Here is a 17,335-nt window from a genome sequence, read left to right on the forward strand (position 1 = left end):
GATTAGTTGTACCGCTTAATAATGGTTCTTGTTGTTTATCTCTGACCACATTTAAATGCATTACATTCGCTTCGCTATAATTCGGCACAAAGTCATATAATGGGTTGTCATCGCTAAACTGGCTAAATTGAGTATTCAATGTGCCTTCTGCGACTAATACATATTTCAACATATCACCGATTTTGCCTTGATAATTTGGCGCATGCACCAATAATTGGCTGCCTTTTGCCAAGGTAATATCACCCGTACTATGTAAACGAGAATATTCATTGACATTATTGGCTACCACTTGGAACACCCCTTGGTCGGCAACCGTTAATTGGCTAACAATTGGCGTATGGCTGACATTAGCAACAGTAATGGCTGGGGTGGTTAATATTCCGCTATTCATTACTCCCATATGGCTATTTACTTTAACATCCGGCATTAATTCCAATACGCCTTCTTTTACAGAAAAACGTTCAATAATATTGGGGTCTAATGTACCAGTCACTTGCCAGGTGCTAGTGCCACGTTTTTCCATTAAGCCAAAAGCGCGTAATGGTTTAGCGTCCACTGCTGCAAGAGTATCTGCCGGTACGACTTCGCCAATTAAACCTAAATCGAATGATAATCCGGTTAAACTAGCATCACCACCCAAGGCTAACGTATTGGTCTTGGCGAAAGCTTTTAGCTTGTCGAAAGATACTGAACTATCTTCGGCTTTCATAACAACGTTACCGATAATGCCGGCTTCTTGAGCTTCTATTAGTAATGAAGGTTCTAACAAAATTTCTTTTATCTTATCAAATCCTATTTGTGTTATTTTGCCTAATTTATTGCAGTCAGGTCCCATACACCAAGATGGATTCTTATATTCTAAATAATCTGATAATGGTAGTTGTTCTATTGATTGTTTATCAGTAATCAATATTGTTTTTATTTTATTTTCTAATTCATTAAGTTCTAAAGGATTTAACCATTTATTTAGGGGCAATGTTTGAATAAAGTCTATATTACGTTTAACTTTTTCAGAAAAATCTTTAGCTATAATATTTCTATGTATTTCAAAAACATTATTTTTCCCGACAAAAGCAATTGCCGCACCGTTATTTCCTATTAACCCCTTAATGAGGCTAGCTTCACCATTTGGTTTAGGATTACACCCATAACAATCGTAACCACCTGGACCACCTAAACCTCCTGAGCCACCCAGTCCACCGACTCCATAAATTAAGCTACTTTTCCCAGCAAGAATGATTGTATTATTATTATTAACATACAAAGCGTTTCCTCCACTTCCTCCATTTCCGCCTGCACCACCATCTCCACCTTTAGCGCCAGTTCCCTCTGAATATTCACCAAACCCTCCTTGACCTCCTATACCACCTTGACCACCAGTTCCACCGATACCACCAAATACCATAGACATATTATCTAACATTATTACATTAGCTGTTTTTAATCTAATAGCATTACCTCCATTTCCTCCTTTTCCACCAACAGAACCTATACCTCCAACAGTAGCTTCAATATTATTGAATTTATCTTGATATATACCTGAAACACCTGGGCTTCCTATACCACCAGTTCCACCAACACCACCATATACTTTAGTAGTCCCATTTAATATAAGATTATTTACTGATATAAATTCAAGAGCATTACCACCATTACCACCATTACCACTAACTCCACTAGAAAATTCATTTGAACTACCCTGTCCACCTTGCCCGCCAACACCTCCATAAATTGTTACTTCACTATTTATAATGATATTATTAACTCTCTCTACATTAATTCCATTACCACCTGTTCCCCCGTGATCTCCATCCATAGCAATAGCAGGTCCAGGTCTTTCTGAATTTTTACCATAACCTCCCATACCGCCATAAATTCTAGACGAATTACTTATGAATATATTATTTACTGCTTGTGATTGAATTGCATTACCTCCACCTCTAGAAAACATTAAAGTATTATAATTTCCATCTTCATCACCACCATAAATTATACTAGATCCAGTTATTTCAATATTATTTACTGTTTGTGCTTGAATTGCTGCAGTTCCTTTTCCTCCTCTTATAGAAACATTATCTGTTGTTATTAGACTAATAATTGAATCTGCTTCAAGTCCATAACCACTATATCCATAGTCCTGATCATAAGAATTAGTACCTCTATTACCCCCATTAATTCTCACTGAACCACCAATTACAACACTATTAACATCCCCAAATTTAATAGCTGTACCACCATTACCACTAGTATTAACCCATGAACCACTACTATTGCCATTACCCCCATTAATTATCATATTATCCGTAATAACAAACTTATCAATTGTATTTATTTGAATAGCTTGGCCACCATTACCACCATTACCGCCAGTACCGCCAGTACCGCCATTACCACCAATTATTTTTCCAACACCACTGATTAGAATATTATTTGCTGCTTGTAATTTCAGACCTATACCACCATTACCACCATGATCTGTATCCATTATTCCATCACGACCACCATTACCTCCGTCACCTCCTAAAATGCTAACTTCACCAGTCACAGTCATTACATCAATAAAATTAGCTTGGATAGCATTACCTCCTTGCCCTCCATTACCACCGTTCCAATCACCATCACCTCCATTACCCCCTTGGATAATGGTCTTATTTGTCAATTTAATTTTATTAATTAAATTTGATTGGATAGCATTACCTCCATCCCCTCCATGTCCATCATATTTGCCATAAATACCATATCCATTGAGATTTTCACCTCCATCTCCACCTTTTTGTCCAATTATTTTACTATTAAATATATTTAAGCTTCCTTCAATAAGGTTTATAGCTCCTCCACCATGACCACCAATGCCTCCTGTTCCGCCGTGACCACCATAAGCGGCATCATTACCATAATTAGCATCACCTCCTTGACCTCCAACACCGCCCAATATTTCGCTATCTATAACATTTAATACTCCTTTTTGGAAATTTATAGCTACCGCTCCATTACCTCCATTACCTCCCTTACCTCCATCTCCTCCTCGATTACCTATACCAGAGAAAATTCCTCTACCACCTTCACCACCAGTACCCCCATTTCCTCCAAATATTTTACTATTAGCTATATTTACAATTCCCACATCAATCATGATAGCACTTCTACCATCTCCTCCCATACCTCCGTGATTTCCATGAATGCTATTACCGTTCTTACTACCATTAGTTCCCTTACTACCATTACCTCCATCACCACCTTTAATAATAGAAGCATTTTCTACTATAATATTTCCTGACTTCAATATAATTGCATCACCACCAAAACCACCAGCACCACCGTTACCATCACTATCAGTAATACCATCACCACCTTTTCCACCAGTAACATTAGCTTTAATAATCAGTTCTAAATTAGTATTAGTATCTTGTATTGCTGGTTTTAGTGCAGGTTTACCATCTACATCTCCAGGCTTACCAGGCTCTCCTGGTTCCCCTTCACAATTAGCCGTAATTATAAAAGGATTTTGCGAACCATCAGGCTGCGGACATTCTGCAGCCCAAGCTGAGTTAGTAAAAGTAAAAAGAATAGCAGTGGTGAAAAGCGTTAAAGGAAATTTAAGAGAGGAAGAAAATAATAAATCATGCGTTAAAAATGCTTGTGGGGGGGGGGTAATTTGATTATTGACAACAGTTTTTACAGTGCTGCTTTTACCTTTGGCACGAGTATTTTCTGAAGCACATTGCCATAACTGCTTAACGGCATTCCAAACTAAACGATAGGTATGATTCATAATAGCTCCTTATGTTGTGTTACTAAATTAACGGTAAAAAAGAAAGGTTAGCTTGCTTTGCTGTCACTTTAAGAAACAAACAAAAACTCACTGAACGTTATCATACTGCTATTTTTCGCTTTTTTGTCAATTTTTTTATAGAAAAACGATCTTTTTTAAATTTTTATGGATTGGTTCACATTTTATTCATTCTGCAATCGCAAAAACGGTAACAATAGTAAAGCAATCACCGAAGCGGAACAGGTGATCACGACAAAAAAGCCTGTCCAGTGAAATGATTGAGTGACTAACGCGAGTGGATAACCTGCTAATGCTGCGCCAAGATAGGCAAATAAACCAACAAAACCAGTTGCGGCACCTGCCGTTTTTTTATGTGAACACTCTGCTGCCGCCATTCCAATCAGCATTTGCGGCCCAAACACAAAAAAACCAATCGCAAAAAAGACCGCCCCTTGCAACACCATCTTTTCTTGTGTCATTACCCATAGCGCTAGAATTGAACAGAAAATCCCAATAGCAAACAACAACGCCATTGGGCCACGATTACTCGAAAATAGGCGATCCGATCCCCAACCTGCCACCAACGAGCCAACAAAACCGCCTACTTCAAACAACGCCACAATACTATTAGCGTCCACAATATCGTAATGATATTTCTCGGTAAGATAGATATTGCCCCAATCGTTAATGGCGGTACGCACGATATAAACTAAGGTATAGCTTAAAGCTAATAACCAGATATATTTATTGAAAAAGACATAGCGGCGTAAAATTTGCTGCCAATTGAGATCGGTGCCTTCACGCTCTTGCGCCAGTTCTAACTGATCGTTACGCCATTGCCCAATACTCGGTAAGCCCATTGATTCTGGTGTATCTCGTAAGCGTAAAAATAGCAATAAGCCAATTACAATCGCACAAATTCCCGCCATTACAAAGCCATGCCGCCAACTATAATGCAGCGTTAAATAGCCAATAATCAGTGGAATTAACGCACCGCCGACATTATGCGCCGTATTCCAAATTGACCACCACAAGCCACGTTCTGTTCTAGAATACCAAGTGGTTAATAACTTTGAGCACGCAGGCCAGCCCCAACCTTGAAACCACGCATTAATTACCCACAAACTAATAAACATAAATAGCGAACTGGACAAACCAAAAAAGATATTGGTTACACCAGTTAAGATAAGCCCAATTGCCATAAAATAGCGTGGATTAGAGCGATCGGAAAAAACACCTGAGAAAAATTTGGAAATTCCATAGGTAAGGTAAAACAGCGTAGTCATTAAACCAATATCGCTTTTATCGATTCCTAAATCAGTGATCAACGCCGGTACCGCATAATTAAAACTTTTACGGGTAAAATAGAAGCCGGCATAGCCAATATACATTGCGATCATCAGATGAATACGCCAATAACGATAAAGTTGATCTTGTTGTTGCTGATGTTGCTGCATAATTACACCCTAGGTAGCGTGATTTGAATGGTGGTGCCATGTTGTTGAGGCGTTTGCACTAAGGTTTTGGAATGTAACGAAAATTCTCCACCTAACATACTCACGCGCTCCTGCATTCCACGAATACCAAACCCAGAATCGGCGATTTTATTTCTATCAAAGCCAATGCCATTATCCGCAATCGTTAGTAAAATTTTGTCGCCAATAATCACTGTCATCGACACCTTGCTCGCTTGTGCATACTTAACAATATTGGTTAGGCTCTCTTGGCATAACCGATAAATAGTAATTTCCAACACGTGATCCAAAGCGATGTGATCCGTTTTTTGCCACTGAAAATCTACCTCAATCCGATGGCTGGCAAAATCCAATTCGATAATCAGATTTTGTAATGCTTGTTGTAGATCTAAATCATCTAATAAACGGGGACGAATTCGGTTTAATAAACCTTTCATCGTGTCATAAATATTGAGCGAGAGTTGCTCTACAATATTGGCAACGCGCAGTTGTTGAACACGATCATCAATCCGTTTCAAAATATTGGCTTGGGTACGAATCGCGGTAATGTTTTGCCCAATTTCATCGTGTAATTCACGCGAAATATCTTTGCGAATCGCCTCTTCCGCATTGATCAATTGACGAGTGAGATATTTATTTTTCGCTAATTCTAATGACAGACTATGATTAAGATCACGCTGATGCTGAATCGCTAAACCGAGAAAAATCCCAGTAATGGTTTGCGCCGACAAAGTCAGCAACAGATCGGTAATTTCTGAATTAGAAAAACTATGCGCAGTACCAATTAAAGCAATACTATTTAATAGCGTCCCCAATAACGCACCTTGCCAACCATATTGGAACGCCAGCAAAATAATCGGAATTGAGAGATAGAATAGTGCAAAACGGTTAAAGGTTTCGGGCAATGCCGTCTGAATTAAAATATTTAATAGAAATAGAATAATGTAAATCAAAATATGCTTACTTCTTAGAATCACTGGTTTATTCACCAGCGCTGCTGTCAATGGCAGCCATTTAGCACCAAATAAAAAGTTACTAATCAGGTAACAAGCTGGAATTAATAAAATAGCGGCAGCAAAGCTAATTAAAAAGATAAAGTAGAAAGGTTGATCCTGTACCACTATGCCATTGATCAGGCTTAATAATAGAATCAACAAGAGCTGTAATAATAGGCGTCTAAATTCTGTACCAACATAGTAATTTTTGAAGATCAGTAAAATCGGCAAGCTGAGGACGCTCAATAAAATAATCGTGGTGTAACTATGTTCAGGATAAGAAGTGATTAATAACAACAGTACGCTATATTCTGCGCAATATACGGCGCCCCAATATTTTTTCGCAGTATGAATTAAAATACCGCTGCGTAAGGCGAATGGAAAAAAGAGAAAAGCGATAACGGAATCTGCCAATAGGTAATCGGAAATTACCCATAAGCAAAAATAGGTGCAAACAATCAGAAACCAGCTATATAGCGCAGTAAATAAGGTTTTCATAATTTCTGTTGATTAAATAAATTTGCTAATTCCACATTATTTTTTACATTAAGTTTGCTCATTGCATTCGCACGATGCACATGTACCGTTTTAAAACTAAGATTAAGTTTTTCCGCAATCTCTTTAGCATCTAGCCCGGATACCAACATTTCACAAATTTCTTGTTCGCGTTTGGTCAGTTGAAAAAAGTGGTTTTGTTGTTTTGCCGCAACTAATTTAATAGTTAATTCAGGCATTAAATAGACACCGCCGGCATAAACCGTTCTCACTGCTTGAATTAATTCATCTGGGCTGCAACGTTTACTTAAATAACCTTTGGCGCCTAACTCCAACGCTTTTTTCACGATGACTTCTGAATCATTTACGCTCAACATAATGCAGTGAATAGTGCTAGGAATATCTTTTAATAAGTCTAAACCGCTCTCATCAGGCATTGAGATGTCAATAATACAAACATTCGGTTTTAATCTTGGTAAACCTAAACGGGTTTCTTTGACTGAACCAAATTCACCGACAACTTGGATATCCGGTTCTAGGGATAGCAATTGGGCAAAGCCAGAGCGGACAATAATATGGTCATCAACCAATACAACATCGATCATCTTGTTCACCTTTTTGGAAAAGGGGCTATTCTACACTAGGATAAAAGATATGCAGTAGTTAATTTTGTTTAATCGGTGATTTATTGTTGTTATTAGAAATACTTAGAACGGCAAAAAGGCAGAGGGTTAGAGAAATTGGCAAAATCTATATACATCCATTTACTGTCCACTATCTTCAAATAGAAAATGATCACATCAATTCTATCCAATGACATATATAGAAATTTAAATTTCTCTAACACCTCTTAATGCTATTAATACGTTTATAGAATATGCAGTGACAACACTGCATATTCAGCTAACCATTAGGCTTGCATTTCATCTTTACGCGATTTTTTCAAACGGCGGATTTTCTTCTCTTCTGCAATCGCAACAAATGCGAGCAGTGCCATACAGATTAATGCCGATGTATTTAACGCAGCGAATGTTCCTGACCAACCTGTTAAACCAAAGATTGGTGTACCATCAGCGATCATACCGATCCCTAATTTCGCAAAACTATCACCGATTAAATAGGCAAATGTCCCTTTTACACCGTCAGCCACCGCAATCGCTTTTTTCGGTACGAAACCTACGGCAGCAACACCAATTAATAATTGCGGCCCGAACACTAAGAAACCTAACGCAAATAATGCGGTTAAATACATATACTCGTTGGTCGCAAATTGATAGAACTCTAAGGTAAAGACAATCAAAATTAAGGCAACACAAGCGGTTAAACCACGACGACCATTTGCTAAATCAGATAAGTAACCCCACAAGAAAGTCCCCACTAATGCACCAACTTCAAATAGGGCAAATCCTGAAATTGCTGCATCTTTTGAGAAGCCTAACTCTTGGTAAGCATATACTGGTGACCATTGATCAATACCAATTCTGACGATATAAAGGAAGATATTGGCAAAACATAATAACCAAATGACTTTATTTTTTAGGATATATTGAACAAAGATTTGCCATTTAGAGAGTTGTTGTTCTTCTGCGGCACGATCTTCTTCGCTGATCTCTTCACCAAATAACTCTTCCGCTTTACCTAAACCATAAGCCTCCGGTGAATCAGAACCATAACGTAAACCAATAAAACCAATGATCAAGGCAATAATGGATGGGAAGATAAACATACCGATAACATGACCATTAAAGATCACATTAGCTCCAAATAATGCCACACCAGCCGCTGCAGCACCGCCGACATTGTGCGATAAATTCCAGAAGCCTAAGAATGTGCCTCTTTTCTTACGCGGTGTCCATTTTGTAATGGTGGAATAGCTTGATGAACCGCCGGTACTTTGAAAGAAACCACTTAATGCGTAAAAGGCGATCATTAGGAATAATGCGACACTGCCGCCACCCATACTGGCGCTAAAACCAAGCATACAGATCGCAGAAAGGATTAACATAAATGGCACGAATTGTTTGGTATTTTTGCCATCTGCATAGTAAGAAACTACTGTCTTACCAATACCATAAGCAACGGAAAAACCTAAACCAATCATTCCCAATTCTGTTTTGGTTAAACCATAAGTTTCGATCATATCGTTTTGGGCAATATTGAAATTTTTACGAATCAAATACATCGCCATATAACCGATAAATACCACAAGGTAGGATTGCATAAATGGTTTAAACCACATTTTGCGTCTTTCTTCGACAGGAAGATCTAATACAGGCTGTCTAACTTCTTGTAAAAAACTAAACATATTTTCCTCGATATTCAAACTAAAAGATGGCGCTAATCTTAATCAAAGAAGAAAAATATGCCTTGAGAAGATACTTTAGAAAAACTAGGAAAAATTCCTAGTTTTGTTAGTTTTAATGAAATTTTGTGATGTAGGTCACTTTTTTGCAAAAAAACTGCGGTGGTGCCTTTGTATTGTTACCCTACTATATTGTATGAACAACAGGTTACACTATTTGTCTATATATAGTTTCGTTTCAATAAACTGTTATTTAGCTTATCAATTCACCAATTAACACAAAATCAGAAAAAAGAAGTTGACGCCATTCATCAACAATATTATTATGCGCTCCACAAATGCGGAGCGGTAGTTCAGCTGGTTAGAATACCTGCCTGTCACGCAGGGGGTCGCGGGTTCGAGCCCCGTCCGTTCCGCCATTTTTTTGTAAGATTTTTCCTCTTATTGCGGAGCGGTAGTTCAGCTGGTTAGAATACCTGCCTGTCACGCAGGGGGTCGCGGGTTCGAGCCCCGTCCGTTCCGCCACTCTAACCTTCAACTAATTTCTTATTTACCAATCTTTAGCTTAAAGTTTTACAGCTTTTCTAACAATTGTTGCAATTTAGATTTTAACTTGTCTTTAATCGCATCATCTAAACGAATACGATATGTTGGCGATAAACAGTTACCGTCAAGATCTAAATTAAGATGATATTGGCTAAATTCTGCTTTTTGCGGCTGAATCGCAAATTGCCATTCACATTGTGCCGTTGCTGGATGGATTTGCCCTTGACCAATTAGACGTACATCATGTAATACAATTTCACCATTTTGCAGTTGCCACTGCTGATGATTACCTTGTAAATGTCCTTCGATATGTTCAAAGTTGGTATCCTGTAAATTTTGCTCTAATCCTGAAATCGCAAATGGTAATGCGTTACCGAATAATGCCAAAATATTAAATCCTTTAATTTGCCCACCACCAACGCTGACAAAATCCAACGCCGCTTGTGCCAATTGACCGTCATATTGTGTTGCTGTACCTTGCACATCAAAATCAGCCAACACCAGTGGTTGATATCCTAACAGTTGAGAAATTTGTGTAGCAGCAATGTGCTGCCCTTGTAAATTCCACTCAGTTTCTTTGTCATTAATTTTGTGGTTATTAATGGTTAATTCTCCATTATTAGCAAAAAGTAACGTCATTACGCTTTGCGTTTTACCAACAATCGCTTTCACCGACGGCAAAGTAACGCTATTTAATTGCAAATGGTTTGCTTGTAACGCTAAATCCTCAGCTTGTTGCGAAAGCTCGATAATATCAGCAGCAATTTGTACTTTTTGCATCTGCGCAATAGGTTCACGCCATTGCCACTGTAATGCTAATTGTTGTAGAGAAAATTGTGCTTTATCCGGCATTGTTTGCAGAATAAACTGCCCTTGAATATCAGTTACTTGATGATTTTCAGCATACAGCAAACTAATTTTCGGTTGGTGATGCTCGGCGTTGTGATATTCAATTTTGGCAGCAATTTTATCTAAATAAAGGTGATCATTCTGCACCAAACGAGCATCCGCTATGTCGATACGTTTAATCCACTCTTTGCCGGTTAGCCAACCGAGATAGCTAAATTTCAAAGTAATTTCATTTGCAGCAATTTGCCAATTATGTTGTTGATAGTGAATATTTTTGGCACTTAATGCCAACGGGAAATAGGAGAGGGTTAAATCTGTCGGTTGTAATTGAATTGCATAATCAGCGGCAATACGTTCTGTAATCGAGTGGGTAATTTTGTTGAGCTGATAGCGTACGATCATTACTACCGATAAAATGATAATGATACTGCCAATTACCCACCATTTTTTCATCACTAATCCTCATTAATTTTGCTGGCTACTGCACCTTGCTGATTATGATATTTTGCGTCTGAACGGCTATTGTAAGGACGTTTAGCTTCACCGCTCAATACTTCAAAACTTAACGCACCGATGACCATTTTTGGACGTAAAGCCAACGGCAATTTACCTGAATTATAAAACTCAAGCACAATTCTGCCTTCCCAACCCGGATCAATACGATGTGCGGTAACGTGTACCATTAAGCCTAAACGTGCTAATGATGAACGGCCATCTAACCAGCCAATAATATTACTTGGTAATTTAACCGATTCATAAGTACTGGCTAAGGCTAATACACCCGGATGTAAGAAAAACGGCTCGCCATCTTCAATAATGATCTCTTCACTCATCACTTGTTCTAATTGCGCAGAAACTGCTTCTTTCGGCCCGCTTAAATCAATATAGGCAGCAGAGTGATCGCGAAAAACGCGGAAAGAGTTACCAAGGCGCACATCTACTGTTGCCCCATTAATCTTGCTATTATCTGGACGTGGCGATAAGACAATTTTGCCCTCATCTAAATAGCGTTCAATATCAGCATCACATAATCTCATCGGTTCACCTTTTCACTATTTTTTACGCAATAATTGTAAAATTTGCGCCTTTAAGATATTGATGGCAATACGGTTTTTACCACCACGCGGCACAATAATATCCGCATATTGCTTAGAAGGTTCAATAAATTGAAAAAACATTGGGCGTACTGTCTTGCGATATTGTTCCACCACTGAATCCATTGTTCTACCGCGCTCTTCCATATCACGTTTTAAACGGCGGATAAAACAGATATCTAACGGAGCATCAACGAAAATTGATACATTAATCTCATCGCGAATACGTTCATCAGTTAGTAATAAAATTCCCTCAAGAATAATGACTTTCTTTGGTTCAAAATGTTTCGTATTGCCAGTACGAGTATGCTCAACATAACTATATTCCGGAATATCCACCGCATGCCCGGCTTTTAATGCTCGTAAATGTTCTAACAATAATTCACGATCCATTGAGTTTGGGTGGTCATAATTAGTTTTAGTGCGGGTTTCAAAATCTAAGTGGCTTTGATCTTTATAGTAGGAATCTTCAGAAATAATACCAATTTCTTCACAGCCTAATTCCTCACAAAGTTCTTTATAAATTGTTGAGGCAATAAGACTTTTACCAGAAGCGGAAGCACCGGCAATACCGATGATAATAGAGGGTTCTTCTTGTGACATTGAGTGGTTCGCTTGAGACATAATATTTTCACTAATAAACAGGATAAAATTCTGCATATTATAAAGAAGCTAGCTAACCACCACAACCGCAGAAGCAAGATAAATTTTCTTTTTCTATCAATAAGTTCAATTTTTTATTAAGCAAGAAAATTAAAGATTATGAAGATTTAAATGGCACGCCCTATTGGATTCGAACCAATGACCTACGGCTTAGAAGGCCGTTGCTCTATCCAGCTGAGCTAAGGGCGCAAAGGAATAGTGAATAGAAGATAAAAAAATGGTCGGCGAGATAGGATTTGAACCTACGACCCACTGGTCCCAAACCAGTTGCGCTACCAAACTGCGCTACTCGCCGACGTGTGAGGTGCATTATAGTTTTTATTTCCTCTCCGTCAATCATTTTTTTAAATTTTAAAAATAACCGCTTAAAATTAACTCATACCCTTATCAAATCCCCTTTTTTTTGAGAAAATCTAGCGCGAATTATAAACGCAACATTCCATGGAGAAATCAATGCAAGCTCAAACTATTTCTGGTACTGCTCTAGCAAAATCAATTAAAGCTGGATTAAGTGAAAAAATTCAAGCTATTGTACAGCAAGGGCATCGTTCACCAGGTCTTGCCGTTATCTTAGTTGGAGAAAATCCTGCTTCACAAATTTATGTTGAAAATAAACATAAAAGCTGTCTTGAAGTAGGCATTCAATCAAAATCCTTTAATCTTCCAGAAACCATTTCAGAACAAGAGTTACTCGATTTAATCGACCAATTAAACCAAGACGATAGCGTTGATGGCATTTTGGTGCAATTACCGTTACCGAAACATATCAGCAGCGTCAAAGTAATTGAACAAATTGCGCCATCTAAAGATGTGGATGGTTTCCACCCTTATAATGTCGGTAGATTATGTCAACGTATTCCAACCTTACGCGCTTGTACTCCTTATGGCATTATGAAATTACTTGCCACTACTGGAATTGATCTTCATGGACAACACGCAGTTATCGTAGGCGCTTCAAATATTGTCGGTCGCCCAATGGCAATGGAGCTATTATTAGCTGGTTGTACTGTTACTGTTACCCACCGTTTTACTAAAAATCTACAAGAGTTAGTTGGACAAGCGGATATATTGGTGGTTGCTGTTGGTAAACCACATTTAGTACCTGGTGAATGGGTAAAACCGGGCGCTATTGTAATTGATGTTGGTATCAATCGTGTTGATGGCAAAGTGGTCGGTGATATTGTGTTTGAAACAGCACAACAACGTGCTGCTTATATTACGCCAGTTCCGGGTGGCGTTGGCCCAATGACGGTAGCAATGCTAATGGAAAATACCTTGCAAGCATATCGCCAGCATTTAGGATTAGCTGAATAACACATAAAAACAATTTTCTTAACATTGATAGAGATCTACACTAAAGATCTCTATCAATATCTTAAAATTCCATCATTATTTGTTCTCTTTTTATTTCTCATTACCTCATTTCTTGCCAGTAGTCATCAATTTGTCATATTTGCTCACTATACTTCCCCACGCAAATTACTTTTATTACTTTTACTACAACACAACAAGGAGAAGACTGATGACTCGTTCATTGCAGGAAAATGTGAATATGAATCCCTCGAATAATCCAACTATTTCAGAAATCCTAGATGTTCGTTTATCTCGACGTAAAATTTTACAAATTGGTGGCATTGCTAGCGCTATATCGTTATTACCTTCCGCTTTTTACTCACCGAATTTATTCGCAGCACCGCTTACAACTCCTCGAAGAATGACTTCTCTTGATTTTACCTCTGTACCATTCTCAACAGCCGATACTGTAGTCGTTCCACAAGGGTATCGTGCGACACCATTCTATTTATGGGGTGATCCTGTTGGTATTGATGGTAATAGCCCAGCATTCAAACCAGATGCTTCAAATACGGCTGAAGAACAAGCCGCTCAAGCAGGAATGAATCACGATGGTATGGCTTATTTCCCTTTAGAAGATGGCAATAACCATGGTTTATTGGTAATGAACCATGAATATGTTGATAACGGATTACTCTTCCCTGACGGCGATAAAACTTGGTCTGCAGAAAAAGTGAAAAAATCACAAAATGCAATGGGTATCTCGATTATTGAAGTGAAAAAACAGAATGGTGAATGGGAAGTCGTACGCCCTTCAAAATATGCTCGCCGAATTACTCCGCATACGCCAATGCAATTAACTGGTGCAGCTCGCGGCAATAAATTAATGCAAACTGCAGCTGATCCTAAAGGTGAATTGGTATTAGGTACAATGCAAAACTGTGCTAATGGTGAAACACCTTGGGGAACTTACCTCACTTGTGAAGAGAACTGGAGTGATATTTTTGTGCGTGATAGCGGTGAATTTACTGCATTAGATAAACGCTATGGCATTATGAAAAAAGCCGAAGAGGATAAATATCGTTGGTACGAATTTGATGATCGTTTCAACACTGATAAAACCCCAAATGAACCACACCGTTTTGGTTGGATTGTTGAGATTGATCCGTTTGATCCGAATTCTACTCCTGTAAAACATACGGCACTCGGTCGCTTTAAGCATGAAGGTGCAATGTTAGATATTAGTGATGACGGACACGCTGTAGTCTATATGGGCGATGATCAACGCTTTGAATATATCTATAAATTTGTTTCAAAAGAGAAATATATTGCCAATGATCGTGCTCATAATATGCGCTTATTAAGCGAAGGAACACTTTATGTTGCTCGTTTTAATGATGACGGTTCAGGCGAATGGATACCGCTTATTTTTGGGCAAAATGGTTTAACGCCGGAAAATGGTTTTGAAAATCAAGGTGATCTTTTAGTTAAAACCAGAATGGCTGCTGATAAAGTTGGTGCAACTAAAATGGACCGTCCAGAATGGATTGCTACAGATCCTTATGTTAAAGGCAGTGTGTATTGCACATTAACCAATAACTCACAACGTGGTAAAGAAGGCAAAGCCGGCAAAGACGCCGCTAACCCACGCGATAAGAATGTTTTTGGACATATTATTCGTTGGCAGGAAGCTGACGGTAAAGGCACTGCGGATAAATTCAGCTGGGATATTTTTGCATTAGCAGGCAATAATGCCAAAGGTCAAGGTAATATTAAAGGCGACGCTTTTGGTAGCCCAGATGGCTTACGTTTTGCTCCTAACGGTATTTTATGGGTACAAACTGATGTTTCCTCCAGTACGATTAATAAAAAAGAGTATGAAGGAATGGGGAATAATCAAATGTTGGCAGTAGTACCGGAAGATGGTCATTTTAAACGTTTCCTCACTGGACCAAAAGGATGTGAAATTACCGGTATTGCCTTTACTCCTGATAACAAAACGATGTTTATTAATATTCAGCACCCTGGCGAACCTGATTCCGGGGTTACTGATCCTAATGAGGTGACAGCAATTTCAACTTGGCCAGATGCCTCAGGTAAATCTCGTCCTCGTTCAGGAACCGTTGTCATTCAGAAAGAAGATGGCGGAATGATTGGTGCCTAAGCATAACTTAAAAGAACTCTCTCAATAAACTCAAAGGCCTAATAATTTTCATTACTAGGCCTTTGCTTATCTCAATAATACCTTAAACGCTTGCCGCTTTTTCTTGCAATTTAGTTAGAATCTTCTGATGAATACCACCAAAACTACCATTACTCATTACTAAAATATGATCTGTTGGTTTAGCTTCTTCAACAATTTTTGTCACTAATAAATCTAAATCTGCCGTCCAAGTAGCGGGTTGTACACATTGATTCGCAATTTCTACCACTTCCCAAGGTAGATTATCCGGTTGCAATAAAAAGACATAATCTGCTCGTACTAAAGCCGGCGCTAATTCCTTAGTATGTACGCCCATTTTCATAGTATTGGAACGAGGCTCTAATACCGCCAAAATACGTACGCCACCACCAACTTTGTCACGCAAAGCCGCCAACGTTGCTGCAATTTCTACTGGGTGATGAGCAAAATCATCATAAACGGTAATACCGTTCACTTCCCCTTTAACTTCTAAACGACGACTAGCATTAACAAATGTAGCTAACGCCTGGCAAGAGGTTTCAACACTTACTCCAGCATGATAAGCGGCTGCAATTGCCATCAATGCATTAAACATATTATGCTGACCGACAATATTCCATTTCACTTCTGCCACTTTTTGCTGCTGATGGAAAACCGCAAATTCGGTGCAATCATTACGTAAACGCTGTGCATACCACTCTTTATCTTTGCCAATAAATTGGGTTTCACTCCAACAACCCATCGCTAAAGTTTCTTTGACACTGGTTTCATCAGCAAAGGAGAGAATGCGTCCTTTAGATGGAATTGTTCTAATCATATGGTGGAATTGACGCTGAATTGCAGTTAAATCGTCAAAAATATCTGCATGATCAAAACCAATATTGTTAATAATTAATGTCTTTGGATTATAGTGGATAAATTTCGAACGTTTATCAAAGAACGCTGTATCATATTCGTCTGCTTCAATGACAAAAAATGGCGATTTACCTAAACGAGCTGAAATGCCAAAATTGCCAGAAATACCGCCAATTAAGAAACCAGGCTCTAAGCCAGCTTGCTCTAAAATCCATGCTAACATACCAGTGGTGGTAGTTTTACCATGCGTACCAGATACCGCTAATACCCAACGTTCCCGTAATAAATGATCATGTAACCATTGTGGCCCTGACATATAAGGTAAATTATTGTCTAATACGTATTCAACACAAGGGTTACCTCTTTTCATTGCATTACCGATAATAACTAGATCCGGCGCTGGTTGTAGCTGCGCTACATCATAATTTGGAATAATATCAATACCGCTTTTTTGTAAAAAGACACTCATTGGCGGATAAACATTCACATCCGATCCTGTTACTTTATAACCCAATTCTCTAGCGAGGATTGCTAACCCGCCCATAAAAGTACCGCAAATACCTAAAATATGAATATGTTTTTGTGTTGTATTCATTCTGTTCCCACTTTACTTACGTTTATTAAGATTAAATCTTTCTTTTCAATGATTTATACTGCAATAGTTCTTTCCAAGCATTTTCTCACTATAATAGCCACTATCGTTTATCAAATAGTCATTTTAATTTGCCAATATAGAATTTTTACTCATCGAAATAGCATTTAGGTTACTAGGCTTGGAATATGAATAAAAAAATACAATTGTTATGTCAGTCAG

The 17,335-nt window shown here is 38.4% G+C and carries 11 protein-coding genes and 4 tRNA genes; 4 read left to right on the plus strand and 11 right to left on the minus strand.

The annotated features are described in order from the left end of the window. From QS62_RS12205 to uhpT, 5 genes are all read right to left on the minus strand, one after another. The coding region (locus QS62_RS12205) for an ESPR-type extended signal peptide-containing protein (RefSeq protein WP_197496303.1) at positions 1 to 3,772 on the minus strand (3,772 nt) is incomplete at its 3' end. 182 nt (positions 3,773 to 3,954) lie between these two features. Further along, on the minus strand, positions 3,955 to 5,229 hold the full coding sequence (uhpC, locus tag QS62_RS10935) for an MFS transporter (RefSeq protein WP_066110117.1): 1,275 nt from the start codon (positions 5,227 to 5,229) through the stop codon (positions 3,955 to 3,957). A gap of 2 nt (positions 5,230 to 5,231) precedes the next feature. Beyond that, complete coding sequence (gene uhpB, locus QS62_RS10940) at positions 5,232 to 6,740, minus strand: signal transduction histidine-protein kinase/phosphatase UhpB (protein WP_066110119.1); 1,509 nt, start codon at positions 6,738 to 6,740, stop codon at positions 5,232 to 5,234. Continuing rightward, positions 6,737 to 7,342: a transcriptional regulator UhpA gene (gene uhpA / locus QS62_RS10945; protein WP_066110121.1), complete on the minus strand. Its 606-nt coding sequence runs from the start codon at positions 7,340 to 7,342 to the stop codon at positions 6,737 to 6,739. The genes uhpB and uhpA overlap by 4 nt, the downstream gene beginning before the upstream one ends. A 305-nt stretch (positions 7,343 to 7,647) precedes the next feature. Then, complete coding sequence (gene uhpT, locus QS62_RS10950) at positions 7,648 to 9,042, minus strand: hexose-6-phosphate:phosphate antiporter (RefSeq protein WP_066110123.1); 1,395 nt, start codon at positions 9,040 to 9,042, stop codon at positions 7,648 to 7,650. Positions 9,043 to 9,381: 339 nt separating this feature from the next. Here uhpT and QS62_RS10955 point away from each other — a divergent pair. Further along, positions 9,382 to 9,458: transfer RNA gene (locus QS62_RS10955), tRNA-Asp, on the plus strand. A 29-nt stretch (positions 9,459 to 9,487) separates the two neighbouring features. Continuing rightward, positions 9,488 to 9,564, plus strand: a tRNA-Asp gene (locus QS62_RS10960). A gap of 48 nt (positions 9,565 to 9,612) precedes the next feature. On the opposite strand, the gene QS62_RS10965 is transcribed toward QS62_RS10960, so the two are convergent. The 5 genes from QS62_RS10965 to QS62_RS10985 form a co-directional block, all read right to left on the minus strand. After that, the gene (locus QS62_RS10965) at positions 9,613 to 10,887 is read right to left on the minus strand and encodes an AsmA family protein (RefSeq protein ID WP_066110125.1); all 1,275 of its coding nucleotides are present in this window, start codon (positions 10,885 to 10,887) and stop codon (positions 9,613 to 9,615) included. 2 nt (positions 10,888 to 10,889) lie between these two features. Continuing rightward, positions 10,890 to 11,471 (minus strand): dCTP deaminase, encoded by a 582-nt coding sequence (gene dcd, locus QS62_RS10970; protein WP_066110127.1) that lies wholly within the window; start codon positions 11,469 to 11,471, stop codon positions 10,890 to 10,892. Between the two features lie 15 nt (positions 11,472 to 11,486). Next, entirely contained in the window at positions 11,487 to 12,131 is a 645-nt protein-coding gene (gene udk / locus QS62_RS10975; RefSeq protein WP_066110129.1) for a uridine kinase, read from the minus strand. A gap of 172 nt (positions 12,132 to 12,303) precedes the next feature. Beyond that, positions 12,304 to 12,380 (minus strand) — tRNA-Arg (locus QS62_RS10980). 29 nt (positions 12,381 to 12,409) lie between these two features. Continuing rightward, positions 12,410 to 12,486, minus strand: a tRNA-Pro gene (locus tag QS62_RS10985). A 158-nt stretch (positions 12,487 to 12,644) separates the two neighbouring features. On the opposite strand from QS62_RS10985, the gene folD reads away from it, so the two are divergent. Continuing rightward, the gene (gene folD / locus QS62_RS10990) at positions 12,645 to 13,505 is read left to right on the plus strand and encodes a bifunctional methylenetetrahydrofolate dehydrogenase/methenyltetrahydrofolate cyclohydrolase FolD (RefSeq protein WP_066110131.1); all 861 of its coding nucleotides are present in this window, start codon (positions 12,645 to 12,647) and stop codon (positions 13,503 to 13,505) included. Between the two features lie 208 nt (positions 13,506 to 13,713). Next, positions 13,714 to 15,648 (plus strand): PhoX family protein, encoded by a 1,935-nt coding sequence (locus QS62_RS10995; RefSeq protein ID WP_066110132.1) that lies wholly within the window; start codon positions 13,714 to 13,716, stop codon positions 15,646 to 15,648. Between the two features lie 82 nt (positions 15,649 to 15,730). Here QS62_RS10995 and mpl read toward each other — a convergent pair whose 3' ends face one another. Next, the gene (gene mpl, locus QS62_RS11000) at positions 15,731 to 17,116 is read right to left on the minus strand and encodes a UDP-N-acetylmuramate:L-alanyl-gamma-D-glutamyl-meso-diaminopimelate ligase (protein WP_066110134.1); all 1,386 of its coding nucleotides are present in this window, start codon (positions 17,114 to 17,116) and stop codon (positions 15,731 to 15,733) included. Positions 17,117 to 17,335: the final 219 nt, after the last annotated feature.

Source organism: Gallibacterium salpingitidis (genome assembly GCF_001678495.1).
In the GTDB taxonomy this organism is placed as follows: Bacteria; Pseudomonadota; Gammaproteobacteria; order Enterobacterales; family Pasteurellaceae; genus Gallibacterium; species Gallibacterium salpingitidis.

Bases quoted from the DNA above. Each gene is read 5' to 3' on its own strand.
- QS62_RS10995 (WP_066110132.1), top strand. From the start codon at position 13,714: ATGACTCGTTCATTGCAGGAAAATGTGAATATGAATCCCTCGAATAAT.
- uhpT (WP_066110123.1), bottom strand. From the start codon at position 9,042: ATGTTTAGTTTTTTACAAGAAGTTAGACAGCCTGTATTAGATCTTCCT.
- folD (WP_066110131.1), top strand. From the start codon at position 12,645: ATGCAAGCTCAAACTATTTCTGGTACTGCTCTAGCAAAATCAATTAAA.
- uhpB (WP_066110119.1), bottom strand. From the start codon at position 6,740: ATGAAAACCTTATTTACTGCGCTATATAGCTGGTTTCTGATTGTTTGC.
- uhpC (WP_066110117.1), bottom strand. From the start codon at position 5,229: ATGCAGCAACATCAGCAACAACAAGATCAACTTTATCGTTATTGGCGT.
- mpl (WP_066110134.1), bottom strand. From the start codon at position 17,116: ATGAATACAACACAAAAACATATTCATATTTTAGGTATTTGCGGTACT.
- uhpA (WP_066110121.1), bottom strand. From the start codon at position 7,342: ATGATCGATGTTGTATTGGTTGATGACCATATTATTGTCCGCTCTGGC.
- dcd (WP_066110127.1), bottom strand. From the start codon at position 11,471: ATGAGATTATGTGATGCTGATATTGAACGCTATTTAGATGAGGGCAAA.
- udk (WP_066110129.1), bottom strand. From the start codon at position 12,131: ATGTCACAAGAAGAACCCTCTATTATCATCGGTATTGCCGGTGCTTCC.
- QS62_RS10965 (WP_066110125.1), bottom strand. From the start codon at position 10,887: ATGAAAAAATGGTGGGTAATTGGCAGTATCATTATCATTTTATCGGTA.